This is a genomic window from Pseudomonadales bacterium, from assembly GCA_041395665.1.
GTDB lineage: Bacteria > Pseudomonadota > Gammaproteobacteria > Pseudomonadales > UBA7239 > UBA7239.
Genome location: JAWLAB010000002.1, coordinates 152,942 through 176,726, shown reverse-complemented (window position 1 = coordinate 176,726; position 23,785 = coordinate 152,942). Strand labels below are relative to the sequence as shown.

24 protein-coding genes and 2 pseudogenes are annotated in these 23,785 nt (G+C 48.4%); 17 read left to right on the top strand and 9 right to left on the bottom strand.

Annotation, left to right across the window (positions count from 1 at the left end; genetic code table 11):
* Window positions 1–16: 16 nt before the first annotated feature.
* The 3 genes and pseudogenes from parE (at window position 17) to R3E63_03360 (ending at window position 2,636) form a co-directional block, all read left to right on the top strand.
* Window positions 17–1,921, top strand: a pseudogene (gene parE, locus R3E63_03370) (DNA topoisomerase IV subunit B).
* Window positions 1,922–1,926: 5 nt separating this feature from the next.
* Window positions 1,927–2,454: a zeta toxin family protein gene (locus tag R3E63_03365; GenBank protein MEZ5539000.1), complete on the top strand. Its 528-nt coding sequence runs from the start codon at window positions 1,927–1,929 to the stop codon at window positions 2,452–2,454.
* Window positions 2,451–2,636, top strand: a complete 186-nt coding sequence (locus tag R3E63_03360; GenBank protein ID MEZ5538999.1) for a hypothetical protein — start codon at window positions 2,451–2,453, stop codon at window positions 2,634–2,636. The genes R3E63_03365 and R3E63_03360 overlap by 4 nt, the downstream gene beginning before the upstream one ends.
* A gap of 97 nt (window positions 2,637–2,733) precedes the next feature.
* On the opposite strand, the gene R3E63_03355 is transcribed toward R3E63_03360, so the two are convergent.
* The 3 genes from R3E63_03355 to R3E63_03345 form a co-directional block, all read right to left on the bottom strand.
* Window positions 2,734–3,114, bottom strand: coding sequence for a hypothetical protein (locus R3E63_03355; GenBank protein ID MEZ5538998.1), 381 nt, complete (start codon window positions 3,112–3,114; stop codon window positions 2,734–2,736).
* Between the two features lie 41 nt (window positions 3,115–3,155).
* Window positions 3,156–3,578 carry a hypothetical protein gene (locus R3E63_03350; protein ID MEZ5538997.1) on the bottom strand — a complete coding sequence of 141 codons (423 nt, stop codon included), beginning with the start codon at window positions 3,576–3,578 and terminating at the stop codon, window positions 3,156–3,158.
* A 131-nt stretch (window positions 3,579–3,709) separates the two neighbouring features.
* Window positions 3,710–4,027 carry a hypothetical protein gene (locus tag R3E63_03345; GenBank protein MEZ5538996.1) on the bottom strand — a complete coding sequence of 106 codons (318 nt, stop codon included), beginning with the start codon at window positions 4,025–4,027 and terminating at the stop codon, window positions 3,710–3,712.
* 107 nt (window positions 4,028–4,134) lie between these two features.
* Between R3E63_03345 and R3E63_03340 the strand changes: the two genes are divergently transcribed.
* The 10 genes from R3E63_03340 to R3E63_03295 all read left to right on the top strand — a co-directional run bounded on the left by R3E63_03340 (window position 4,135) and on the right by R3E63_03295 (window position 14,283).
* Window positions 4,135–4,506, top strand: coding sequence for a helix-turn-helix domain-containing protein (locus R3E63_03340; GenBank protein ID MEZ5538995.1), 372 nt, complete (start codon window positions 4,135–4,137; stop codon window positions 4,504–4,506).
* A 45-nt stretch (window positions 4,507–4,551) separates the two neighbouring features.
* Window positions 4,552–5,613, top strand: coding sequence for a GSU2403 family nucleotidyltransferase fold protein (locus tag R3E63_03335; protein MEZ5538994.1), 1,062 nt, complete (start codon window positions 4,552–4,554; stop codon window positions 5,611–5,613).
* A 76-nt stretch (window positions 5,614–5,689) separates the two neighbouring features.
* Window positions 5,690–5,953, top strand: a complete 264-nt coding sequence (locus tag R3E63_03330) for an AbrB/MazE/SpoVT family DNA-binding domain-containing protein (protein MEZ5538993.1) — start codon at window positions 5,690–5,692, stop codon at window positions 5,951–5,953.
* Between the two features lie 73 nt (window positions 5,954–6,026).
* Window positions 6,027–8,279: a DNA topoisomerase IV subunit A gene (gene parC / locus R3E63_03325; protein MEZ5538992.1), complete on the top strand. Its 2,253-nt coding sequence runs from the start codon at window positions 6,027–6,029 to the stop codon at window positions 8,277–8,279.
* Between the two features lie 132 nt (window positions 8,280–8,411).
* Window positions 8,412–9,185, top strand: a complete 774-nt coding sequence (locus R3E63_03320) for a DUF3450 domain-containing protein (GenBank protein MEZ5538991.1) — start codon at window positions 8,412–8,414, stop codon at window positions 9,183–9,185.
* A 12-nt stretch (window positions 9,186–9,197) separates the two neighbouring features.
* Window positions 9,198–10,586 (top strand): MotA/TolQ/ExbB proton channel family protein, encoded by a 1,389-nt coding sequence (locus R3E63_03315; GenBank protein ID MEZ5538990.1) that lies wholly within the window; start codon window positions 9,198–9,200, stop codon window positions 10,584–10,586.
* 9 nt (window positions 10,587–10,595) lie between these two features.
* Window positions 10,596–11,114, top strand: a complete 519-nt coding sequence (locus tag R3E63_03310; GenBank protein MEZ5538989.1) for a MotA/TolQ/ExbB proton channel family protein — start codon at window positions 10,596–10,598, stop codon at window positions 11,112–11,114.
* A 22-nt stretch (window positions 11,115–11,136) separates the two neighbouring features.
* Window positions 11,137–11,544, top strand: coding sequence for a biopolymer transporter ExbD (locus tag R3E63_03305; GenBank protein MEZ5538988.1), 408 nt, complete (start codon window positions 11,137–11,139; stop codon window positions 11,542–11,544).
* 7 nt (window positions 11,545–11,551) lie between these two features.
* Window positions 11,552–12,340 (top strand): TonB family protein, encoded by a 789-nt coding sequence (locus tag R3E63_03300; protein MEZ5538987.1) that lies wholly within the window; start codon window positions 11,552–11,554, stop codon window positions 12,338–12,340.
* Between the two features lie 11 nt (window positions 12,341–12,351).
* Window positions 12,352–14,283 (top strand): hypothetical protein, encoded by a 1,932-nt coding sequence (locus R3E63_03295; protein ID MEZ5538986.1) that lies wholly within the window; start codon window positions 12,352–12,354, stop codon window positions 14,281–14,283.
* A gap of 6 nt (window positions 14,284–14,289) precedes the next feature.
* On the opposite strand, the gene R3E63_03290 is transcribed toward R3E63_03295, so the two are convergent.
* From R3E63_03290 to R3E63_03270, 5 genes and pseudogenes are all read right to left on the bottom strand, one after another.
* Entirely contained in the window at window positions 14,290–14,745 is a 456-nt protein-coding gene (locus R3E63_03290; protein MEZ5538985.1) for a copper chaperone PCu(A)C, read from the bottom strand.
* Between the two features lie 7 nt (window positions 14,746–14,752).
* Complete coding sequence (locus R3E63_03285) at window positions 14,753–15,457, bottom strand: EAL domain-containing protein (protein MEZ5538984.1); 705 nt, start codon at window positions 15,455–15,457, stop codon at window positions 14,753–14,755.
* A 108-nt stretch (window positions 15,458–15,565) separates the two neighbouring features.
* Window positions 15,566–15,991, bottom strand: a pseudogene (locus R3E63_03280) (GGDEF domain-containing protein).
* A gap of 29 nt (window positions 15,992–16,020) precedes the next feature.
* Window positions 16,021–16,683 (bottom strand): LapD/MoxY N-terminal periplasmic domain-containing protein, encoded by a 663-nt coding sequence (locus R3E63_03275; GenBank protein ID MEZ5538983.1) that lies wholly within the window; start codon window positions 16,681–16,683, stop codon window positions 16,021–16,023.
* Window positions 16,684–16,698: 15 nt separating this feature from the next.
* Entirely contained in the window at window positions 16,699–17,298 is a 600-nt protein-coding gene (locus R3E63_03270; protein ID MEZ5538982.1) for a hypothetical protein, read from the bottom strand.
* Window positions 17,299–17,509: 211 nt separating this feature from the next.
* On the opposite strand from R3E63_03270, the gene R3E63_03265 reads away from it, so the two are divergent.
* The 3 genes from R3E63_03265 (at window position 17,510) to R3E63_03255 (ending at window position 20,623) form a co-directional block, all read left to right on the top strand.
* Window positions 17,510–19,285, top strand: coding sequence for a protein-disulfide reductase DsbD (locus tag R3E63_03265; protein ID MEZ5538981.1), 1,776 nt, complete (start codon window positions 17,510–17,512; stop codon window positions 19,283–19,285).
* A 4-nt stretch (window positions 19,286–19,289) separates the two neighbouring features.
* Complete coding sequence (locus R3E63_03260) at window positions 19,290–19,793, top strand: sulfatase-like hydrolase/transferase (protein ID MEZ5538980.1); 504 nt, start codon at window positions 19,290–19,292, stop codon at window positions 19,791–19,793.
* 74 nt (window positions 19,794–19,867) lie between these two features.
* Window positions 19,868–20,623 carry a sulfatase-like hydrolase/transferase gene (locus R3E63_03255; GenBank protein ID MEZ5538979.1) on the top strand — a complete coding sequence of 252 codons (756 nt, stop codon included), beginning with the start codon at window positions 19,868–19,870 and terminating at the stop codon, window positions 20,621–20,623.
* Between the two features lie 6 nt (window positions 20,624–20,629).
* Here the strand turns inward: R3E63_03255 and R3E63_03250 are convergent, their stop codons facing one another.
* Window positions 20,630–21,742 (bottom strand): hypothetical protein, encoded by a 1,113-nt coding sequence (locus R3E63_03250; protein MEZ5538978.1) that lies wholly within the window; start codon window positions 21,740–21,742, stop codon window positions 20,630–20,632.
* A gap of 73 nt (window positions 21,743–21,815) precedes the next feature.
* Here R3E63_03250 and R3E63_03245 point away from each other — a divergent pair, with 73 nt between their 5' ends.
* A complete protein-coding gene (locus R3E63_03245) occupies window positions 21,816–23,741 on the top strand; it encodes an ABC transporter ATP-binding protein/permease (GenBank protein ID MEZ5538977.1) in 1,926 nt (641 codons plus the stop codon).
* The last annotated feature ends 44 nt before the right edge of the window (window positions 23,742–23,785 follow it).

The window sequence follows — 23,785 nt, the reverse complement described above, 5'->3', positions numbered from 1 at the left end:
TTCTACGGGGGGTCTCATGAGTTCAGCACCATCTAGTTATAACGCCGACGCCATTGAAGTTTTGACGGGTCTGGATCCGGTGCGTAAGCGCCCTGGAATGTACACCGATACCACGCGCCCCAATCACCTTGCCCAAGAAATTATCGACAACTCGGTCGATGAAGCCCTCGCAGGTCATGCCAAACAAATCGATGTAATCCTGCACAAAGACGGCTCGCTGTCTTGCGCCGACGACGGTCGCGGCATGCCTGTGGATTTACATCCTGAGCAGAAAAAGCCAGGCGTGGAAGTCATCCTCACTACGCTGCACGCGGGCGGCAAGTTCTCCAACAAAAACTACCAGTTTTCCGGCGGCTTGCACGGCGTCGGTGTGTCGGTGGTGAATGCGCTCTCGACCGATTTGGAAGTGTTGATCAAGCGCGATGGCCAGAAATACCGTATGACATTTAAAGACGGCAATCGCGCCAGCGAATTGGAAGTGATCGACAGCGTACCGAAGAAACAAACCGGTACGGCGGTGCGTTTTTATCCCGACGCGCAGTATTTCGATTCCGTGAATTTTTCCGTGCCGCGCCTGCGCCATGTGCTGCGCGCGAAAGCAGTGTTGTGCCCTGGTTTGCGCGTGACTTTTCTGGAAGAAAAAACCGGCGAGCGCGATGAGTGGTATTACGAAGATGGTTTGAAAGATTATCTCGCCTCGGCGTGCGTGGGTTGGGAATTATTGCCAGCGGAACCGTTTGTCGGCAGCTTCACAGGCACAACAGAAGCGGTGGATTGGGCGGTGTTGTGGTTGCCGGAGGGTGGAGAATTGTTGGCAGAATCTTATGTCAATTTAATTCCTACGCCGCAGGGCGGCACAATACGTCAACGGCTTGCGCACCGGCTTGCTCGAAGCGCTGCGCGAGTTCTGTGAATTCCGCAATTTATTGCCGCGCGGTATTAAGTTGGCACCGGAAGATTTGTGGGAACGCTGTGCGTATGTGTTGTCCTCCAAATTGGCCGATCCGCAATTTTCTGGTCAAACCAAAGAGCGTTTGTCTGCGCGAAGCGGCGGCGTTTGTGTCTGGCGTGGCAAAAGATTCTTTTAGTTTGTGGTTGAACCAACACATCGAAGATGCGGGAAAACTCGCGCAGTTTTGCATCAGCAATGCTGGCAAGCGTTTGCGCGCGGGTAAAAAAATTGAGCGTAAAAAAATTACTTCTGGCCCTGCGTTGCCCGGGAAATTAGCGGATTGTTCTGGCAGTGATGTCACGCGCGGCGAGTTGTTTTTGGTGGAAGGGGATTCGGCGGGCGGTTCAGCAAAACAAGCGCGCGATCGTGAGTATCAAGCCAGGTTGTCATCGCGCCGCTGCGTGGAAAAATTTTGAATGCGTGGGAAGCGTGGATGTGAATGAAGTGCTGGGCAGCGCGGAAATTCACGATATTTCTGTGGCTGTCGGTGTTGATCCGGGTTCAGAAGATGTGAGCGGTTTGCGCTATCACAAAATTTGCATTTTGGCCGATGCCGACTCCGACGGCGCGCACATCGCCACGCTGCTGTGTGCGTTATTCCTGCGCCATTTCCGCCCGCTGGTAAAAGCCGGCCATGTGTTCGTCGCTATGCCCCCACTGTATCGCATCGACATTGGCAAAGAAGTGTTTTACGCGCTCGACGAAGGTGAAAAGCAGGGCGTGCTGGATCGCATTGCCGCCGAAAACAAACGCGGCAAACCCAATGTGCAGCGCTTTAAAGGTTTGGGTGAAATGAACCCCATGCAATTGCGCGAAACGGTGATGAATCCCGACACGCGCCGCTTGGTGCAACTCACCGTCGATGCTGCGGATAACGCCGATGAAATGATGGATATGTTGCTGGCAAAAAAACGCGCGAGTGATCGCAAAGAGTGGTTAGAGAGCAAAGGTAATTTGGCGGAAGTGTAAGACCGATGACAGATGCTTCGAAAAAGAAAGTAGTGATTATTGCTGGTCCTAATGGGGCTGGAAAAACCACTTTTGCACGCGAATTTTTACCGAATGAAGCGCATTGCCCAATATTTATTAATGCAGATTTGATTGCAGCAGGGCTTTCGCCATTTGCACCAGAGTTAGCAGTTGTTCAAGCTGCGCGATTGATGATTGAGGCAATTGCGGAACAAGAAAAGAAGGGCAATAGCTTTGCTTTAGAAACTACTCTGAGCGGTAAGCGTTACTTGAATGCAATTCCACGCTGGCAGCGTGCTGGCTATGATGTTCAGTTAATTTTTTTAGAGCTGCCAAGTGTAGATGTGGCTATTCGTCGGGTTGCTGCTCGTGTGGCGCAAGGCGGTCATCATATTCCTGAAGATGTTATTAGGCGTCGTTTTGATTCGGGTCTGCACAACTTTCATCAGGGCTATAAGTCTCTGGTGGATATTTGGTTACATTACGATAACAGTGGCAATATACCTAAATTAATTGATTGGAGTGAGCGATGAATAGCAAGCCCAAGTCTCTGAATGAAGCGCGACATGAAGATGCTAAGCATATTGATGTGGCCTTGCGCCGGGCGGCAGATAAAGCGCGTGAATTAGCGCATCAAACAAAAACACCTTTAGTAACTGTGCGTGATGGTCAAGTGTTTAGCGAAATTCCATCTAGTGAAAAAACGTGCCAGTGATCGCAAAGAGTGGTTAGAGAGCAAAGGTAATTTGGCGGAGATTGGCTAAAAAATAAAGCAGCCGAAGCTGCTTTATTTAGTTGCCGATAACAAGCGTTTATTTGCAGCGATAGTATTTTCCATTGCCAAATGCAACGATACTTTTATTGCTGGAGGTGGTAATTGTTTTTTTATCAGGAGATAGAGTCAGGGTTACCTTTACGGTTTCACTCTCATCTGGCCCGCCACAAGAAAAACTTCCAGTAAAAGATAGCTCAGATTGAGAAAGTGCTTTCTCTAGCCCACAGCCTTCTTCAAATCCAGAAATTCCTTCGGCTCCTATATCAAACCCATTATCTGAGTAATCGTACATGATGGGCTCCCTCCCGCATGTTGCTTTATTTCCTTCGTATAGCCCGTGAAATTGGACTGGGATTTTGTTTTGCGCAAATGCGGTACATGAAAAAACTAGAGTGCTGATGAAGAGTATTTCTTTCATTATGAATCCTTATCTATGCATGCAGTAATTTTTTGATGAGCTCATGTTGCCTCTTTGTTTTTTGGCGAACCAGCAATCAATCGAATAAGTACAGCCACTACAAATGCTGCTATATGTAGCCCAATAAATATGGCATATAAGCTGGGCTTGTCTCCTGCTGCCGCTGCCGATGTGACAGCAGTAGCAGCATTGGGGTCGACTCCATTTAGTCCGGCTTGTAAGGCAGTGGCCGAAGCGGTTATGGCTGGCGCGGCCTTAACTGCTGCGCCGGCAACTACAAGGCTGGGAGAAAGAAATGCCGTATTTAGTATGTTTATTCCAAAAGTAATTCCAGATAGTGTGGGTTCCCATCTGAATGAAATCATCGCAAGTAGACTACAAAAAATAGCAATGTACGGCCCTCCTACAGGGATCAGCATGGCAATGGATGCAAAAATCAGTGCAATTATAGAAATAGCTTTCATTTTGATGTTCTCAGTGTGTTTTTGTGATGGAAAGTTATAGTTTGGATTTTTCGTTTTCTTGTTGATTTTTTTGTTGTTTTTCGATAATTGCTCCTATTTTAGAGATTGACTGGGTGTTATTTTTTATTTTGTTATAGCCATTCTTGACGAATTTTATTTGCTGCTAAGCTCGTCATCATTGGTCGTTCGTATTCACCAGACTGTGAAACTCTGGATCGCATGTCTTCCATGATTGTCTTAGGGCTGCGTTTCTGCGGGTCTAGTTGAGCAAGTTCTTCTTTATAAATCTGCTCTAATTGATAGTAAGAGGTGACTTGATCGCATAGCTGCCCGATATGCTTTTTAGCTCTCTTCCAGCGGTGGTCAACTCTGGCAGCCATGTAAGTAAGTAGACCGCCAATCATCGTTCCAGCTAGAGCAAATATCCCAGTTAGTATTGTGTCGGACATATTCTGCTTCTTATCATCTTCTTTAAATTGTGTCTTAAAGGCATAATTAAATCAAATATGCCAATATGTAACTGCCAACTAGGCAAAGCCCGCCACAAAATGCCCAGATGGACATTGGGTACGCTATTCACATCATTCGCAAACAAAAAGGGTTGACTCAAGAAACTCTGGCGGCGGCTATTGATGCGGATGCTGGTTACTTGTCGCGTATAGAAAATGGAAATCGACAGCCTTCACTTGATTTACTGATTCGGTTATCTGATGCACTGCAAGCACCGTTATCTTCCATTTTTGCCGTTGCTGAGGGCGGTGGAGTTGGTGTCGAAATACCCGACGGGCTGGATGTGGATGAAGTGGCAGAAACACAAAAGGAAATTTTGTTGTTACGCCGCTATTTTCGTGCGTTGCCGTCTGACAGGCGATTGATAGCGCTGGAAATTCTCAAAGTGATGGGCAAGCCGCCTGCGCTTGTTGGGTAAAATAAAGTATATTTATTACCCAACATTGTGTGCATGGGTACCTATATGCGAAAGCAGCCATTTAGTTTCAAACGCTTCGACCAAATGACAAAAGACCAGTTTGCTGCTGCTATGGAGCTGGGTTTTGCGCAGGAGCGGGTTGACCCTTTGCCGCCAGGTCATATTTCTCTGGAAAATAAGGAGCGCGGTGGCAGTTACGCCAAGTGGCGGCGGCAGGGAGGGAATGGCAAGCCGCTTACGCCGATCTATCTTGGTATTGAAGGCGGCGAGGTTCACCAGCAGGCGCAGGCGCAGATTGAGGATTTGCAGCGTATTGAGAGAGCTGCAAAGCACCTGCGTAAGTTGGGGCTCGCGGCAGAAGATAATGATGCAGCAATAGTGTTGGCAGCCCTAGCCAATGCGAGTTACTTCCAAGCAGGTGGTGTACTGGTGGGTACGCGAGCTTTTCGTTGTCTCTCCAACCACCTTGGTTACGCGATGAAACCAGTCGTTGCCACGCAGGATTTGGATGTTGCACAGCCGGCTAGCATTAGGCTTGCTGTTCCCTTACTCGAAGAAGGGCTGCATGGTCTGCTGCAAAGCACTGGTTTGAAATTTATAGAAGTTCCTGCGTTGGGGCATGCGACGCCTAGTTCTTCTTGGCGTGTAGTTGGAAGGGAAATCAAGCTGGATCTTCTGGTTGCTGCTAGCCGTCAGCACATGCCGTACCAGACTGTTGCCATTCCGGGGTTGGCAGCACACGCTATCGCGTTGGAGTATTTGGACTATTTACTAGTAGACACTATTGATGCCGTTGCCATCGGTAAATCGCAATTAGTGCCGGTACGTGTGCCGTCGCCCGCGCGGTTTTGCTGGCACAAGCTGGCTATTTCACAGCTGCGCCCTGCCACTTTTTCAGCAAAATCAGATAAAGACATGCTGCAAGCCGCTTGCCTGTTAACCGTGTTAGGCGAGGACGATTTGGATGTTCTGCTGGAGGCAAAAAATGCTGCACCTCCAGCTATGTTAAAGCTAGTAAAAAAGGCTTGGCCTGCTTTTATTCGTTTGTTTGGTGTGTCGCATCCTGCATGGTTGGATGTAGTTACGGCAACGATTCTGGCGGATTGATGCTTATTAGCAATATATGTGCATAGTTAGATGACGGTATCATTTCTGTTATACGGCATATCAAAGGAGAAGTGGCATGTATGCGGTTAAAGTGTCACAGGGTGGCAGGGTTGTCATACCGGCTGACCTGCGAGAGAAGCTCCATATCAATCTGGGTGATGAGCTGATTTGCGAGGAGCGGGATAGTGAGTTGGTGCTAGCCAGTAAATTGGTTTGCCTTCGGTACGCGCAGTCGCACTTTCAAGCTGCGTTGCCAGAAGGGGGTGGAGAAGAGGTTTCGCTGGCTAATGAGCTCATGCTTGATCGAAAGAAAGAAGCAGCTCAGGAGAGCAAACGCTGATGCCTGAGGCGGTGGACTGCTGTGTGCTTGATGCGTCTGTATTCATGAAAGAAAATATGTAGAGAAATACTGAATGACACAAGAATTGAATTTTTTTGGCGATATTGAACAGCGACCGCTCGCACATTTTACCGAGCAGGCGTATTTGAATTATTCCATGTATGTCATTCTTGACCGCGCGCTGCCGCACATCGGTGATGGTTTGAAACCTGTGCAGCGCCGCATTGTGTATGCGATGAGCGAATTGGGATTAAAAGCCGGCGCGAAATACAAAAAGTCGGCGCGCACCGTCGGTGATGTGATTGGTAAGTTTCATCCGCACGGTGACAGTGCAGCGTATGAAGCGATGGTGTTGATGGCGCAGCCATTTTCTTTTCGATACCCGCTGGTGGATGGTCAAGGCAACTGGGGTTCGCCGGATGATCCAAAATCTTTTGCAGCGATGCGTTACACAGAATCGAAACTCACGGCGTTTTCCGATTTATTGTTGAGTGAATTGGAACAGGGCACGGTAGATTGGACGCCCAATTTTGACGGCACTTTGGAAGAGCCTACGGTGTTGCCGGCGAAAGTGCCGGCGCTGTTATTGAACGGCACAACAGGTATTGCGGTGGGTATGGCCACCGATGTGCCGCCGCACAATTTGCGCGAAGTAATCGCCGCAACGGTACATTTGTTGGATAACCCAAGCGCGAGCATTGCAGAATTGTGCGCGCATTTACCTGCACCTGATTTTCCCACCGAAGCGGAAATTATCACGCCAGTGCAGGATTTGATGGCGATGTATGCCACCGGTCGCGGCACACTAAAAATGCGCGCGGTGTGGAAAAAAGAAGATGGCGATATCGTCATTACAGCGCTGCCGCATCAAGTGTCTGGCAACAAAGTGATCGAGCAAATCGCCGCGCAGATACAGGCGAAAAAACTGCCGATGGTGGAAGATTTGCGTGACGAATCCGATCACGAAAATCCAACGCGTATCGTGATTATTCCGCGTTCAAATCGCATTGATGTTGAAGCATTGATGAATCATTTATTTGCGACGACAGATCTGGAAAAAAACTATCGCGTCAATATGAATGTGATTGGTTTGGATGGTCGACCTGCGGTGAAAAACTTACAGCAGGTATTGAGTGAATGGTTGGTGTTCCGCCAAGAAACCGTACGCCGTCGTTTGCAATACCGTTTGGATAAAGTCGAACAGCGTTTGCATTTGTTGGAAGGCTTGCTGATTGCTTTCCTCAATCTCGATGAAGTCATTCACATCATTCGCACCGAAGAAGAACCGAAAGCGGTGCTGATGGCGCGTTTTGGTTTAACGGAAGCGCAGACAGATTACATACTCGATACCAAGTTGCGTCAGTTGGCACGTTTGGAAGAAATGAAAATTCGCGGCGAGCAGGATGCACTCGCCAAAGAGCGCGCGGAGCTGAAAGCGCTGTTGGAATCACCGCGCAAGCTGAAAAACTTATTGCGCAAAGAATTGCAGGAAGTGGCACTGCAACACGGCGATGCACGCCGTTCACCTTTGGTGGCGCGTACAGAAGCGCAAGCATTTTCTGAAGCGGATTTGTTGAGTGTGGACCCTGTCACCGTGGTGTTGTCAGAAAAAGGTTGGATTCGTGCTGCGAAAGGGCATGAAATTGATCCAGCGAGCTTGAGTTACAAATCGGGAGATAGTTTCTTGCAAGCGGCGCGCGGGAGAAGCAATCAACCTGTGTTGTTGTTGGATTCCACGGGGCGCAGTTATTCGATGGCGGCACATACGCTGCCGTCGGCGCGTGGGCAGGGTGAGCCGTTGACGGGTAAATTATCGCCACCGCTTGGCGCAACTTTCTTGTCAATGCTGATGGGTAATGACGACGAGCGCGTATTGCTTGCCAGTGATGCCGGTTATGGTTTTGTCGCAAAGCTTGCGGATTTACAGAGCAAAAACCGCACAGGCAAAGCGCTGCTCACGGTGCCGGAAAAAGCCAATGTCTTGCCGCCTTGTTTAGTGCGTGATGTGGCGAATGATTTGTTGATTGCGATTAGCAATGAAGGTCGTTTGTTGGTGTTTCCTTTGAACGAATTGCCGGAATTAGCAAAAGGTAAAGGCAATAAAATTATGAATATTCCTTCCGCGCGTTTAGAAGCGCGTGAGGAGTTTTTGCAATTTGTTGCGGTGGTGAGTAAAGGCCAGCAATTGATGGTGTATTCCGGCAAACGGCATACCGTGTTGAAAGGCAATGACTTCGACGAATATCGCGGTGAGCGCGGTCGTCGTGGTAATAAATTGCCGCGTGGTTTCCAGAGTGTTGATCGTATTGAAGTAACGGATCGTTGATTATTTGTGAGACATATCACAAATCATGGCGTAGGATAGGGATAAATAGCTGCTATCCCGCGCCATTTTTTTTCGCTAGAGTTGCTCTACAAAATTAAATTAATACCAATAAAAATCACTAGGGCTAAGATCATGCATGTTTCTCGTCCCCATTTGCTGGGTCAGGGTGTTGCGCGCCTGTTAGCGGCAGCAGCTCTCATCGTCGCTACTTCGGCACACAGCGCAACCCTGCAAGACAATGTCACCGCCATGCAAGACACCAACGCCGAAGCGGGGGCGGCGCAAAAAAATATTGCCAATTTGCAGGCGCAAACGCAGTCGATGGTGGAGGAGTACAAACGCCTCACTGCGACGGTGGATTACCAAGAACAGTATTCGCAAGAAATGCAGGATCGTTTAGCCTCTCAAAATAAAGAGTTGGCGAGCTTGCGCACGCAAATGGCGAGCCGCCAAACCATTCAGGATCGCATCGTGCCTTTGATGCGCAGCATGAGTGATGCACTCGAACAATTCGTGGCACTGGATTTGCCTTTTCATCAAGAAGAGCGTTTAGCGCGCACGAGCAAAGTCAAACAACAGCTTTCCAGTTCTACTTTGTCTTTGCAAGATAAATACCGCGTTTTATTGGAAGCGTTTCAACAAGAATTGGAATTTGGTCGCGGTATTGAAGCGTGGAAAGGAGAGCTGAAATTAGGCGACGAAAATCTCACGGTAGAGTTTTTGCGTTTAGGTCGCACGGAATTTTATTTTCAGTCGATGGACGGCGCGCGCAGTGGTTATTGGGATAGATCGCACAAGCAATGGTTGGAATTGCCGCAGGAATACAACGAAGACATCAAACACGGCTTGCGTATTGCGCGCAACCAACAAGCGCCGCAGTTGTTAGCACTGCCGATGAAGCGCTGAGGAGCTGATGCAATGAAAAAAAGAATAATTAGTATTCTCGCTTTGGTGTCACTGCTTTCGGCGGTATTGGTATCTTCCTCGTTTGCGCAAACAGCCGGTCAGCAGATCACCGATCTCGATCAATTGCTCGCCAAAGTACGCGCCGAACATGAAAAAGAACGCGCCTTGAATCGTCAGCGCGAAGCAGAATTTGTGCAAGCACGCAATGAACAGCAAGCCTTGTTGGAAAAAGCGCGCACCGCGTATTACTTGGCACAAGCAAAAAACAATCCAGCCAAAATGCAGATCGAAGCCAATGATGCAGAGATTGCTAAGTTACGCAAAGAATTGCAGCAAAGCGTGACCGATATGGGCGATGTGTTCAGTATTTATCGTCAATTTGCCGGCGACTATGCGGCGACATTGAATGATTCACAGGTGAGTGCGCAATTTCCAGAGCGCGCAGAAGAATTGAAAAAGTTAACAAACGCAGAAGCATTGCCCACCATCGATGACATGGAGCGTTTGTGGTTTTTAGTGCAACAGGAAATGACGGAGTCAGGCAAAGTTGCCGCTTATAAAGGAAAAATTGTTGCCGCCAATGGTCAAGCGCGCGAAGTGGATGTTGTGCGCGTGGGAACTTTTGCGGCATTCAGTGGCAAAGATTTCTTGCGCTATGTGCCGGAAACTAGCGAGTGGGTGGTGCCTAGCAAACAACCGAGCAGCCGCTTTTTAAACATGGCAGAAGAATTTGCAGGTAGCGCCGGTGAATTGGCTGCGGTGCCGGTTGATCCTACGCGCGGCAGCTTGTTGGGCATGATGGAACGCACGCCCGATATGCGTGAACGCATTGCGCAAGGTGGCGTGGTCGGTTATTTGACGATTGTGGTCGGCATTATTGGTTTGGTGGTTACGGTCTATCGCACACTGTATTTGTTGTGGGTGCGCCGCAGTGTGTTGCAACAAATTGAAAATGGCGATGCGCCATCTGAAAAAAATCCATTGGGTCGCATCATGTTGAGCGTGAGAAATATTCACGCCGATGATGAAGAAACCATGCAGTACAAATTGGATGAAGCCATTTTGAAAGAAGTGCCGCCGATGGAATACGGCCACAATATTATTAAATTGTTTGCGGCGATTGCGCCGATGCTTGGTCTGCTCGGCACAGTGACGGGCATGATTAAAACTTTCGAAGCGATCAGTTTGTTTGGTGGCGGTGATCCAAAATTAATGGCAGCAGGTATTTCAGAAGCCTTGGTGTGTACGGTGCTCGGTTTGTTGGTGGCGGTGCCTTTGTTGTTTGGTCACAACATCGTGACTGTTTTGGCGAAATCATTGATCCAACGCTTGGATGAACAGAGCGCAGGTATTTTGGCGCGCAGCATGGAAAAAACCAGTTTTGCGCGTCAAAAATCATAAGGCAGCAGCATGAGTTTTTACACGCTGACATCGCACCTCTCACGCGTTTTTAATTTGGGCGGCCCCATGATGTGGGCGCTCTTGGCCGTGTGTTTGGTGTTGTGGATGTTGCTGGTGGAGCGATTTATTTTCCTACGCTTTGCTTACCCTGCTTTGCGCAATCAACGCGTACAGGCATGGCAGGCGCGCAGTGATCGCGCTTCGTGGCGCGCAAAAGCCATTCGCCGCGAATCGGTGTGCGAAGTGCAATTGCAGTTGCAGGCGTGGCTATCAACGATACGCACTTTAATTGCTGTATGCCCACTGTTGGGTTTGATGGGAACAGTGATCGGCATGATCGGCGTGTTTGAAATCATTACGCTGACGGGCGGCAACAGTCAGGCGATTGCGGCGGGTGTTTATCGCGCCACGGTGCCTACGATGTCGGGTTTGGTTATCTCTTTAAGTGCGCAATATTTTTCAGCGCGGTTGCGTCATTTGGCGGCGCGCGAGCAAAAAATATTTGCTGATTTGTTGACCCATGACTAACAAGAATTGAGCGGAGTCTTTTATGCGTACACGCCGACACGATGTAGATGAAGCCGAAGTGTATATCGACATGACACCGATGCTCGATTTTGTGCTGAATATGTTGATCTTTTTTATTGTGACCACCACTTTCGTCAAAGCGACGGGCATCGTTGTGAATATTCCCAATGCACAAAGTGCCAGCACTGAGCAGAGCGCCAATATTTTTGTGGCGATCACAGCTAAAGGTGAAATTTGGATCGATAAACGCGAAGTGGATTTGCATTCCGTGCGCCCCATCATGGCGCGTATGCATGCAGAGAATCCAGAAGGTGCTGCGGTAGTGCAATCCGATAGTGCCGCTAACACAGGCACGCTGGTGCAAGTGATGGATCAGATTCGTTTAGCGGGCATAGAAAAAATTGCCGTTGCAGCGAACGCTCCGCAATAAGTTTCTGATGTCGCCGTTAGTGAAAAATATCAATCCCCCAATGCGTTATACGCTTGCTGTATTGGCGAGCATGGTGGCGACGGTATTGATATTTTTATTCATGTTTCGTTTGTTAAATGGTGATGCATTGAAAGTGAACACCAGTAATCTTGCGGTAGTCGTGGATATTTATCAGCCACCGCCAGAAAGCAAACCACCAGAACCACCACCCGAAGAGCAGGCGCCCACGCCGAGCAATCAACCGGTTGTAGAGCCAACCATGGCGCCCTTGGCCGTCAGTGCACCAGTGCCATCGCCAAAAATGAAAGCAGGTGGCCCGCCGATTCCTTCGTTCGCGCCTTCGTTCGATGATGTGGTTTTGGAAAGCGGCAGCGGCGGCGTATTTGGTAGCGGTTTTGGTGATGGCAACGGCGGTTCTACATGGACGGGGCCAAGCAATAACAATCGTGATTTGGCGAAAAAAATTGCAGCAGAAGATAAAAAAGGTGCAGAGGGTTACCGTGAAATTGTGCCGTTTGGAACACGGCAACCCAATATCCCGAAAGCGGCGTGGGACAGTAAAACAGACGGCTGGGTGTTGGTCACTTTTGCGGTGAATATGCAGGGCAAAGTAGAAAATGTACGCATTTTAGATAGCCAGCCGCCCGGCTTGTTTGATGCCAATGTTATCGCAGCGGTTGAAGGATGGATTTATGATCCCAACGATTTGCAAGGCAGGAGAGCAAAAGTGCAACTGACGCAACGCATTCAGTTGTTCTGGAAAGATTACCCCAATAACAACCATCAACTGCAATGAAGTGATTTGCGATGCAAAAGTCTGCACTCAGTTTAGGTTTGTTACTTGTCTGCGTACTGAGCGGTTCACCCCTGCTGGCGCAAGAACAATACCGCAGTCGTATGTATGTCGATTTGGATGTGGCGCCGACAGAAAATGTCAGTATGTCGGTGGGTGAGTTAGAAAAAAATCTCAATACTTTTCAAGATGCTGCCACCAAAGCCAGCGCAGAGAAATTTTTAGCACAGCATTTTGCAGGCTCGAAAGATTACGATAAAGCCACCAAATACATCGAAAAATCGCTGCAAAATCCTGCTATTACCGCTGAAAATAAACGCCAGATGTTAGGGCAGTTGGCGCGTATTTCGCTGTTACAAAAAAATTACGATAAAGCAGCATCGGCAATTCAGGATTATGTGGCCGTAAAAGGTTCATCCGGTGATAAAGCGGATGCTGAGATCTATTTGTTATTGGCACAAGTGCAGTTCAAGCGTAGAAATTATGTGGCGAGTGCGGCGGCGATGGATAAAGCTATGTCGCTGGAAAAAAATCCCACGCCGCAACAATTAAAAAATGCGATGGCTGTTTATTACAGCACCGGTAGCTTTGATCGTGCGGCACAAATTATGCAGCAATTAGTGGCAGCAGATTTGAATAATGCCGAGCTGTGGCAGCAGTGGACTTCGCTGTATCTCAAAGCCAAGAAAAATGCACAAGCTTTAGATGTGATGGCGCTGGCGTGGGAGAAAGGTATTCCGTTTCGCGAGCAGGATGTTTTGTTGCTGACGGATTTATACGCCATCAACAAAATCCCTGGTCGCGGCGCGCGCGTGTTAGAAGAAGCGATTGCCAATGGCCGAATAAAAGCTGATAGCAAAATTAACGATCGTTTATTCCGTTTGTGGATGCAGGCTGGCGAACGCGATAAAGCCCAAGCGGCTTTGACGAAAGCCGCAGGCGATAGCAATGATGTAGAGCTGCAATTGCATTTGGCACAAATGGAAATGGAAAAGCAGCAGTGGCCAGCCATGCAGCAGCAAGTATTAAAAGCTTGCGATGGCAATTTGACCGACAAGTTGGTAGCGCGTGCGAATTTGTTGTTGGGTATCAGTCAATTAAAATTGGGTGATACTGAGTTGGCGCGTCGGTCATTCATTAATGCCACTTTAGTAGGTGGCGCAGCTGATGCGGCGCAGTGGTTGGCATTTATGAAAGCAGCGCCAGCGACCGACGGTGAAAAAGCAGGTATTGCAGGACCCTGTTCTACCAGTGGAACTCATTCTATTTTTGCCGCCAAAATGCCGGAAAGTAAGTTGAGCGGTGCGGCAGCATCCAGTGCCTTTGCAAACAGTGAAGTGGATGCGCCCGCCGAGCAAGATAGTGCAGCTGTCGATGCAATGGCCGCGCCTGCCGTATCAGATCCTGCTGCATCAAATTCTGCCGTATCAAATAATGTTGCGAGTTCTTCTGCAAATGCACTGAGTAATATCCAAGGTAATCCATCGGCTGATTTGTCAATTAAAGTGACAAAACCAGTTCAGCTGTATTTGGGTGATTATTCATTCACGGCAGAAGAAATGGCGGAAAAAATTACGCCGTTGGCAACGCGTTTGGCGATTACAGTGGTGAAAGAAAGAGGAAAAATTGTTGGCCCTATGCACATAATTTTCCCCGAATTGATGACCAATAACGGCGGAAAAATTAAAGTGCGTTTCGGATTTCCAGTGACGGGTAATCCGAAGCCGCAAGGGCGTTATCAATTGGTGCGTGATAGCGGCTTTAAATGCGTATCGCGTAATTACGAAGGCTCACCAGAAGGCGTTGCACAGGCGTTCGCGCAGTTGTATGCAGATGCAGTAGCGAAAGGATTCAAGTTGAGCGGTGAAAGTCGCCAGCTAGCCAGCACCGACAATGTTGTCGGTGGCAAAACAGTCAAACTGGAATTACAAGTCGGCGTGCAATAACACGCATTATTCTGCGCGTATGGACTTGATAGGCAGTTGCACGGTGAGTGCGCTTTGATCGTCAAATACAACAGTGAACGCCGCTGTGTTGCCTGCACGCAGTGGCGTTTTTATATCAAGCAACATGATGTGATAACCACCGGGCTGCATGGTGAGCGTGCTGTTGCCTGCGATAGCCAATGGAGCGCTCACTTTTTGCATACGCATCTTGCCATTAGCTGTGCGTAAGTGTTCGTGTATTTCACAGCGCGCAGCAAGGTCGCTGCACTGAATCGCAATAATATGTTTTGTATTGTTGCTGTTGTTGTGCAAGGAAACAAAGGCAGCTGCATTTTTTATATTGGGCGGCGTTTCGCGCAACCAACCGTTGATTAAGGTGATATTGCTGGTCGGTGTTTCGGCCAGAGCGAAGCTGCCGCTGAGAGCAAAAAACAAAAACAATAAGTGCGTGATGTTTTTCATCGTCTTGTTACAACATGGCTTGTTTGATTTGACTATCCGGCTTGCCCAGCAAATAGCCTTGCCCACCGTTAATACCTAATTGGTGTAAGCATTCCCATTCCTGCAGTGTTTCGACACCTTCGGCAAGAATGGTGATATCGCAACTGTGTGCAATTTGAATCAGCGCACGCACATAGAATTGATTATCTGCATCTTCGTGAATATTGCGAATAAAGCTGCGATCAATTTTGATGAAATCAAGAGGTAGGCTGTTCAGATACGCAAAAGCACTGCCGTGGAGGCCAAAGTGATCTAACGATAATTTTGCGCCGTGACGATGCAGTACATCGCATAAATGGCGGATAGGTGCATCACCTGTGCCCATCAAATATTCTGAGGTTTCTACAATAATTTGGCGCGCAAAAATGGGATGCTCGCCGAGGTAGCTGTCTAACCATTCTACAAATGCTGGAGAAATGACGCTGCGTGGGGAGAGATTGATACAAACGGGTACTTTGCAGTGAGCGGCTTCGCTGCTGTTGCGTATCGCTTCAATAATTAACCGATCGAAAGATTCCGCCATATCAAAGCGTTCAGCCATGGGCATGAATACTCCGGCGTTGATAACACCTTCTCGCACATTGATACGCGCAAAAACCTCTACTGCCATTAACTCACGGTTTTCGTTTGAAAACATGGGTTGAAAGTGGAAGAAGATTTTTCTGTCCTGCAAAACACGATTGAGTGTAGCGAACCATTGTCTTGCTTCATGCGCAGCGGCCTGCGTATCAGAATCTTGCTGATAGAGTTTCCAACCACTGTGGCTGAGTGATTGTGCTTGCCGCAAGGCGGTGTCCGCTTTAGGAAATAATTGCCGCTCGGCGTGTAGGCTGCTGCAGCACACAATGCCAATATGCAATTGATAATGGGACAGGATAGAAAGATTGGCGCTGGTCGCAATGATATGCTCTGCCATAGCGCTTGCTGCTTCGATGCCTACATTGGGTAGATAGCAGGCAAAATCAGCGCCGGTGCGGCGGCTGAGCAATGCGTTAGGAATATCTTTTGTGGCAGCTTGCAATTGTTTGGCGATGGCGCGCAAACACTCATCGCCAGCATCGTGGCCGTGTTGTAGGTTGTAATTCGCAAAATTATTTATTTGTATCAGCATCAAGCATCCGCAGCTATCCATTTCACTTTCAGTGAGCGCCTGCATGCGTGCATTGAAGCTGCGACGATTGGATAGCCCAGTAACAAAATCAAAAAAGGACTGTGTGCGTAAATTGTCTAACTGAGCTAACTGTTCAGAAAAATCGTTTTTAACCGTCGGCTCATACGGTTAATAGCTTCAACGACTTGACGCAGTTCTTGAGTCTTAGGGAGTGGTTGTTGTTCGATAAATTGGCGGTCACAAATGGCAGCGGCTTGTTCTTGTACGCGCTTTAACGGCTGTAGTAAGAAATAAACTGCTAAGTAACCTAATGCGCCTAATACCAAGTAAGCGGTGATGAATAGCATTAGTTGTCTGGATAATAATTTCCAAAGTTCAGAATAAATAGTGTCGATATTGGCGGTAATTTGAACTTGGCCAATAAATGAAGAATGAGAGGTTACATCTGTGGTGATGGTTGGCGCTTTTAATGAAGCAACATGTCGGAACCATCGTGGTGCAGATGCCGTACGCGCAGGTTTGTTGCGCTCAAATAGGATGGTGTTTTGTTTGTCGCGATAAACAATGGCGTCAATGTTGCTTTGTTCAAAAGCGGTATCCAATAGGGTGGTTGATGTTGGAGATTCTGCTAGTGAGCGAGCCAGAACATTGGCAATGTCTTGTGTGTGCTCTTGTGATTCTGTTAGAAGGTGTTGGCGAGTGTGGCATATGTTGATCAATGCACTGGCACACATCAACACAGTGATGGTGATAATTAAACTAATACACCATTGTCGCCGTAAACTCATACTACACTTCTTCCATTATTCTTCGACATCTTCTTCTGAGTCTTCCCATTGCTCTTTCAATAAATCTGAGTTTTTCAATAAGTCAGGATTTTTTAGTCGTGGATCCTCTTTTAATTCCGCTTTGCGTGCTTTTATTTTTTCCTTGAGCGCTTTATCGAGTTCGCGTGGATTTTTACCGGCGGCTGAGTGGCTGAGTTCTTTGCGCAGCTTAATATTTTTAGGGTCTGACGCGCCGGTAACAATTTCTGCTTGCTGCAGATAATAGCGTGTTTCTTTGCCGTTGCCATTGTCGTGCGCGGTGCGCGATAAACTGCGGAAACGATCAGCCACATCATTTAAGCCGCGAAAAGCTTCTTTGTTGGTGGGATCCAGTTTAAGTGCGGTGTAGTAGTACAGCAGGGCGTTATCGTGTCGCGGTGCATTGAGTCGGTCTTTCCTGAAAGCCAAATCACCGCGTTCCAACAACACAAAGATTTTGTGTTTGCGCCGCATCTCTTTGGTGTCAGCTTTGTAATCAGGGCCTTGCCAAGGCCAAAAATACGATTCCTTTTCTTGTGATGTGTTTGTGTTGTTGTCATCCGGCGCCGTTTGGCAGGCTGTAATGAGCAGAAGCATTGCCGCTGCTGTTATGCAGCGCAAAAAATGAATCAACATAAGTGTGTGCGCGAGCTTTAATGTTTTTTCAGCCTAGCAGAAATGATGTGACATAGTCGTTAAGGGAATGCACTGGTAACATAGCCAGATTGTGCGTGTTGCTTTATTTATTGTGCTGGGGAGGAACCCTGTTGCAACGGCGTGGTCTAGGATGCGTTGCTTGGAGAGAGGTATGCAGATTTTGCACCCGTTGAAATGCGTTATTGCTGGTTTGTTATTGCTACTGAGCTTGTCATCGTGGGCGCAGGCAGGCAAAACAGATGCGATCACAGGTATTTTCTCTAGTGCACAGGCAGAGTTTTTGCCGGTGGAGCAGGCCTATCAATTGGTGGCGGCGGTTTCTCAGCAGCGCGTGCAGTTGAGTTGGTCTATCGCGCCTGAATATTATCTCTATCGCGAGCGTATGCATTTTTCTGCTTCTGCAGGGAATAGCGACATCCCGCTGCAAGTGACTTACAGCCAAGGCAAAAATAAATACGATGAACTCTTCGAGCGCGAAACGGAGGTTTATTACGATACAGCGACCGTGAGCATCGAGCTGCCCGCCTCACAAACCGGTCGAGTGGTATTGATGGCGGAGTCACAGGGCTGCGCCGATGCGGGTCTATGCTATCCGCCACAAAAACAATATTTCCAAGTGGATATTTCCGCTGGAACCGTGGTGCCGATGGATCCGCCATCCGGCACATTGGTTGAAACGCCAGTGTCGCTAGCGGCGGAAGAGGCATCGCCACCACCTTTGTTGTCCTACGGTGTGGCTGGCGTTTTGCTGATGGCGCTGCTGGGTGGGCTTATCCTCAATCTAATGCCCTGTGTTTTTCCTGTGCTGTCGCTCAAAGTGTTTGCGATGGCAGCGCAGCGTGAGCGCGATGAGGAAGCGCATTGGCACAGCTGGATTTATACCGCTGGTGTGGTGACAACCTTTGTGCTGGTAGCGGGAATTATGCTGTTGCTGCGCGCAGGTGGTGAAGTGGTTGGATGGGGATTTCAACTGCAAGAACCTATGTTTGTCGGTATGTTGATTTACTTATTTTTTGTGATGGGCTTGTCCTTCTCAGGCGTGCTGCACATCGGCGGTAGTCTGATGGGAATTGGTCAGCGCTTGGTGGCGGGCAACCCTGTACGAGCCACCTTTTTTACCGGCGTTCTGGCGGTTGTTGTCGCCAGCCCTTGCTCTGCGCCATTCATGGGCGTGGCCTTGGGCTATGCCGTTACTCAATCAGCACCAATGGCTTTATTGGTGTTTGCGGTGTTGGGTTTCGGTATGGCGCTGCCTTTTGTGCTGCTGGCGTACTGGCCGCAGATGCTACACCGTTTGCCCGCCCCAGGCCCTTGGATGGATCGCTTGCGGCAGTTCCTAGCGTTCCCGTTGTATGCCACAGCGGTGTGGCTGTTGTGGGTATTGGGGCAGCAGGGCGGTGAGCTGGCAATGGTGTCCATTCTCGGCGGCTTGATCTTGTTGGTGATGGCGGGCTGGCTGTGGCGCGATGCTTCGGTACACATAGGTGGAAAAGTATTAGCGGTATGCGTGTTAGCGGTTGCTTTGATTGCACCGCATTTTTTGGTGGTGGAAATTTTTCAACAGCCGCAGCAAGAAAAATTTGAAACGGGCGATGCCGAGCCGTACAGCACGGAGCGTTTAGCAGCGTTACGCGCAGAAGGGAAACCTGTGTTGATCAATATGACAGCGTCGTGGTGCCTCACTTGTCTTGTCAATGAAAAAATGGTGCTCAACCGCCAAGATATTAAAGAGCATCTTCACAAAAATAATATTGCGTATTTGGTCGGTGATTGGACCAACCGTGACCCAGAAATCACACAGTTTTTGCAACAGTACCGGCGCAGTGGCGTGCCTTTGTATGTGTATTATCCGGCTGGACAGAGCAGTCAAGCCGTGGTGCTGCCGCAAGTATTGACGGAGAACATTGTGCTCGACACGCTGCGTTGAGCGTATGAAGAAAAACAACACACAAAATAAATGGTGGTGGTTAATTTTTCTGTTGTGCAGCACCTCTGTATTTGCGCAAAGTACCAAACCCAATGTTGTGGTTTTTTTATTGGATGATGTCGGGCAAAGCGATATTGGTATTTTTGGTAATACGGTTGTACGCACCCCCAATATCGATCAGCTGGCGCGAGAAGGTACGCGTTTTACACATGCTTTTCTCTCCACCAGTTCTTGTTCACCCAGCCGCGCCAGTTTGTTGACGGGCTTGTATCCCACGGCGACGGGCGCACCTAATTTACATGATCCATTGCCAGCATCCGTTATCAGCTTGCCGCAGTTATTGCGCGGTGCAGGTTATTACACCGCGAGTGTTGGAAAATGGCATTTGGGCGAGCCATTCAAAACGCATTTTGATCGCGTAGTAGAGCCGCGCGAAGAAAGCGGCGCGGCAGATTGGCTGCCAGAATTGCGAAATCGTCCGCGCGATAAGCCCTTCTTTTTTGGTTAGCCAGTAAAGATGCTCATGCACCGTATGAGGAATGGCATACACCGTTGTTGCATCACAACCCCGCATCCATATCAGTGCCAAAAAATAGTGATGACAATGCTTTCGTGCGTAAAGAAATGGCTGGCTATTACGATGAAATAGCGCGCGCTGATCGCAATATCGGCGCAGTGATTAATATTTTGCGTCAACAAAGTGTGTTGGATAACACACTAATTGTTTTCTTGTCAGACAATGGCTCTGCTTTTGGTAATGCAAAAACCACTTTGTATGATGAAGGAATAAAAACACCGCTGGTGATGCGTTTTCCTCCGCGTATTTCTGCGAATGTGGTGAATGAGCAGTTAGTCAGTGCTGTAGATTTAATGCCAACGATTTTGTCACTGGTAGGCGTGCCGCGGATTGCAAACGCTCCTGGTGTTTCACTGTGGCCTACACTACAAAATCCGCAGCGTGCGGTGCGTGACTATATTTATGCAGAAAGTAATAAGCATGGTCACCCGTTATTTGCTCGTGCAATCCGTACAAAGCAATATTTATATAAAAGAAATTATTATGGTCGTAGGTTATGCGACCCTTATTGGGATACCGTTTGGGATGTCAGAAAGCCGCGTAATAGCGAGCATGCACAATTTTATAACTTGATTAACGACCCGCAACAACAAGTGAATGAAATTGATAATGCAAAATATGCAGCGCCTTTGGCGGAAGCCAGAGCAAAGATGAGTGCCATCATGGCAGAGACACATCAATCGCCGCCGCCATTAATTTTGGAGGCGTGTAATCATCGCGCGTGGTTTGATCGTATTGTGTTCTCTTTTCCAGAAGAATAAGCCGTATTACTTTTTGGGTTGTTGATACGGATGTTTCCAAATCACTTGCGGTGCAGGTATTGCATCGCGCGCGGCAACAAAATCGTCGCCATGTTTTTTCCACGCAGCGATAAACGCATCCTCGTACACATAGTCAAACGGATCACCGAGATTTTGTTCTGCTTCACAACCACTGGTGAGAGGGTTATCCCAATAAAATTTTACGGTGCGCTCCAGTGCTTCCTCTACAGAAACAAGATCACGGTAACCGAGCTGTGATTTGATTTTTTCAATGCTGAGTACACAGTGGTTGCGATACAGTAATTGCGGCGGTGTAGCACGAAAGCCTGTCGGCAGCGCAGAAAAAGGTATGTCGATTGTGTCAAAGCGGTGCTGCAAAAGATCACTCAGTAGAGAAACCCATTGTTGGTTAAACAATAGCGCTTCATCGCAAATGTTATAAATTTGGCCAGCAGACACTGCGGGATTTTCAACGGCGAGCATCACTGCGTGTGCAATGTTTTCTGCAAAACCGCGTGAGATTAGCGTCAGCCCACCAGCAGGCAAAATCAATGTGTGGCGTTTGTCGCGCGCGCGGCGAATCAACCCCCATTCCGCAGGGCAAATATTGTTCGTGCCATACACCAGCGGGTAGCGAAAATGTGTGACATTGAAATGCCCCGCTTGATGAAAGCCGAGTACCTCGTTTTCCGTTTTACGCACAGCCAGCGAAAAAACATCGCGGGTTTCTGCGCTGGCGAGAGGGTGATCTTCGCTCAAAAACAGTGGCGTGGGTTGCGTGGTCTCCCAAGGGTTGGGGGCGGTCATCTCGCCCCAGCCTGCATAAATGGGTGCAGCGCCTCCTACTGAAATCAGGCGTTCGGTCACGCCGATCAGTTGCTGTGCCACATAGCGCAGGCGACCGTAAGTGGCGATCACGGCATCAAAGCCTTTGCCGGCGAGCGCAGCCGTTAAGCCATCTTTGGCATAGGGATCGGCTTGGAGGCGAGCAACGCTGTCGGGCAAATCGGCGCGATGTACACCACGGTGCAGAATTGTTACACGGCAGCCGCGTGCCAACAGCTGTTTCACTATCGGTGTTCCCGTTACGCCTGCGCCGCCAATCACCAAAATATCCATCGCGCATCCTCAAATAATTGCGCCGTATTTTAGGCGCGATATTGCGGCGTCGCACCGTTAGTCTTTTGGTGCAGTGCTGTTACCATGGCAAGATGAATTGCCGTTTGTAGATTACGCGCTGATGGATGCCTCTTCAACCTCTGAGAATAAAAACAAGGCTGGTAAAGCAGGCGCGCGCCGCAATTTTTTCCGTCAATTTTTTGCATTGTGTGGGCCGTATTGGAATTCGCTGCACTGCTGGCGTGTGCGTGGCTTTACCGTGCTGTTTGGTTTATTGACATTGGCGCAAGTGGGCTTGGCAATTTGGATCAATTATTGGAACCGTGAATTATTTGATGCTTTAGAGCAGCGGTCTTTGTCGCAATTTGTTTTACAAATTGGTGAGTTTGCCGTTATTTTTGTATTGACGATAGTAGTAACGGGCGCACATTTGTATGTAAAACGCTGGTTGCAGTTGGATTGGCGCGCGTGGCTGTCTATGCGGCTACTCAATCATTGGATGAACAAAGGCAGGCATTATCAGTTGCTCTATGTTGAAGGGGAGCATGACAACCCTGATGGCCGTATAGCCGATGATATTCATGTGGTTACAGAAATGACCATTTCTCTTGGTCACACTTTATTTTATTCACTCTTAATTTTATTTAGCTTTATCGATATTTTGCTCGCTGTTTCAGGTTCAGCCAAAGTGCCGGGGACTGATATTGGTGTGCATGGCTACATGGTGTGGATGGCATTTTTATATGCTGGCATTGGTGCGGCGGTTGGTTTTTTGTTGGGCAGGCCGCTTATTAGCACAACAAACGCATTGCAAACAGCGGAAGCCAATTTTCGTTTCAGTTTAGCGAGTGCGCGCGAGCACACAGAAGCGATTGTTGTGATGCAAGGAGAACGAGCGGAGAGAAAATATTTTGCGCGCTTGTTCCATCGTTTGAGAGGTGCATGGAATCGCCAAACTTTTGCCTACATGGGAATTGTTTCTTATTCCACAGGTTATGGCACTTTGTTGCCAGTTTTTCCTTTATTGATTGCAGCGCCACAATATATTGCAGGCGGTATGACGCTCGGTATATTGATGCAAGCGGCACAAGCATTCCAAAAATTAACTTCCGCATTGTCTTGGCCTGTCGATAGCTTGGGTGATATTGCGCGCTGTCGCGCATCGGCAGATCGTGTTTTATCACTGTATGAAAATCTATTGCAGTTGGAAGAAAAAGAGCGAAATCCTAATGCTTGTCGTATTGAGCGCAATGTGGGTGAAAACTCACATTTAATCTTTAAACACCTCACGGTAGCGGATCATAGTGGCTTGGTGTTGTTGGAAAACTTCAGCACAGAAATTGCTCATGGTGAACGCGTATTGGTGACGGGTGATCAAGTGATTGCCGATGGTTTGTTTAAAGCTATTGCAGGCTTGTGGCGCTGGGGGCAGGGCTTTTTACATTTACCGCAAGCGTCTATCGCCTTTATGTCGCAGCGGCCTTTTTTGCCGTCTATCGCATTGCGTGATGTGTTGGCGTATCCAGCCTCATCAGATACCTATAGCGATGAAGCTATGCAACACGCATTAACAATGGCGGGGATGACTTGGTTGATCCCGCGTTTGAATGACAGTGATATTTGGGATCGTGTATTAACGACACGCGCGCAACAGCGGCTTAGTTTTGCACGCGTTTTTTTGCAAAAACCGGATTGGGTGGTGATTCAAGCGGCAACCGATGATTTTGATGAGAGCGGTGAAGACTCCTTGATGAGTGCTTTACACCGCGAACTACCACAGGCGGGCATCATCACACTCAGCCAACACAAAAATTTAGAAAAGCATCACCAACGCACAATTACTTTGGCGCGCTTGGTCGAGAAAAAGTATCTCTTTGGTGCAGATGATCAGTGTTTATTGCCTGTTGTACATGAAGATGCGCCCAGTGAGGAGGCTTTGCTGGTACCGCCGATGCGGCGGAAGTCGGATCCGAAGGCGTATAAACCGACGAGGGTGTAGCGAAATATTCAACGGTGCTGCTTTTGCAGTGTTGATCGACCCCC

Coding starts and splice junctions, on each gene's coding strand:
- R3E63_03365 (MEZ5539000.1), top strand. CDS start 1,927: ATGACAGATGCTTCGAAAAAGAAAGTAGTGATTATTGCTGGTCCTAAT.
- R3E63_03360 (MEZ5538999.1), top strand. CDS start 2,451: ATGAATAGCAAGCCCAAGTCTCTGAATGAAGCGCGACATGAAGATGCT.
- R3E63_03355 (MEZ5538998.1), bottom strand. CDS start 3,114: ATGAAAGAAATACTCTTCATCAGCACTCTAGTTTTTTCATGTACCGCA.
- R3E63_03350 (MEZ5538997.1), bottom strand. CDS start 3,578: ATGAAAGCTATTTCTATAATTGCACTGATTTTTGCATCCATTGCCATG.
- R3E63_03345 (MEZ5538996.1), bottom strand. CDS start 4,027: ATGTCCGACACAATACTAACTGGGATATTTGCTCTAGCTGGAACGATG.
- R3E63_03340 (MEZ5538995.1), top strand. CDS start 4,135: ATGGACATTGGGTACGCTATTCACATCATTCGCAAACAAAAAGGGTTG.
- R3E63_03335 (MEZ5538994.1), top strand. CDS start 4,552: ATGCGAAAGCAGCCATTTAGTTTCAAACGCTTCGACCAAATGACAAAA.
- R3E63_03330 (MEZ5538993.1), top strand. CDS start 5,690: ATGTATGCGGTTAAAGTGTCACAGGGTGGCAGGGTTGTCATACCGGCT.
- parC (MEZ5538992.1), top strand. CDS start 6,027: ATGACACAAGAATTGAATTTTTTTGGCGATATTGAACAGCGACCGCTC.
- R3E63_03320 (MEZ5538991.1), top strand. CDS start 8,412: ATGCATGTTTCTCGTCCCCATTTGCTGGGTCAGGGTGTTGCGCGCCTG.
- R3E63_03315 (MEZ5538990.1), top strand. CDS start 9,198: ATGAAAAAAAGAATAATTAGTATTCTCGCTTTGGTGTCACTGCTTTCG.
- R3E63_03310 (MEZ5538989.1), top strand. CDS start 10,596: ATGAGTTTTTACACGCTGACATCGCACCTCTCACGCGTTTTTAATTTG.
- R3E63_03305 (MEZ5538988.1), top strand. CDS start 11,137: ATGCGTACACGCCGACACGATGTAGATGAAGCCGAAGTGTATATCGAC.
- R3E63_03300 (MEZ5538987.1), top strand. CDS start 11,552: ATGTCGCCGTTAGTGAAAAATATCAATCCCCCAATGCGTTATACGCTT.
- R3E63_03295 (MEZ5538986.1), top strand. CDS start 12,352: ATGCAAAAGTCTGCACTCAGTTTAGGTTTGTTACTTGTCTGCGTACTG.
- R3E63_03290 (MEZ5538985.1), bottom strand. CDS start 14,745: ATGAAAAACATCACGCACTTATTGTTTTTGTTTTTTGCTCTCAGCGGC.
- R3E63_03275 (MEZ5538983.1), bottom strand. CDS start 16,683: ATGAGTTTACGGCGACAATGGTGTATTAGTTTAATTATCACCATCACT.
- R3E63_03270 (MEZ5538982.1), bottom strand. CDS start 17,298: ATGCTTCTGCTCATTACAGCCTGCCAAACGGCGCCGGATGACAACAAC.
- R3E63_03265 (MEZ5538981.1), top strand. CDS start 17,510: ATGCAGATTTTGCACCCGTTGAAATGCGTTATTGCTGGTTTGTTATTG.
- R3E63_03260 (MEZ5538980.1), top strand. CDS start 19,290: ATGAAGAAAAACAACACACAAAATAAATGGTGGTGGTTAATTTTTCTG.
- R3E63_03250 (MEZ5538978.1), bottom strand. CDS start 21,742: ATGGATATTTTGGTGATTGGCGGCGCAGGCGTAACGGGAACACCGATA.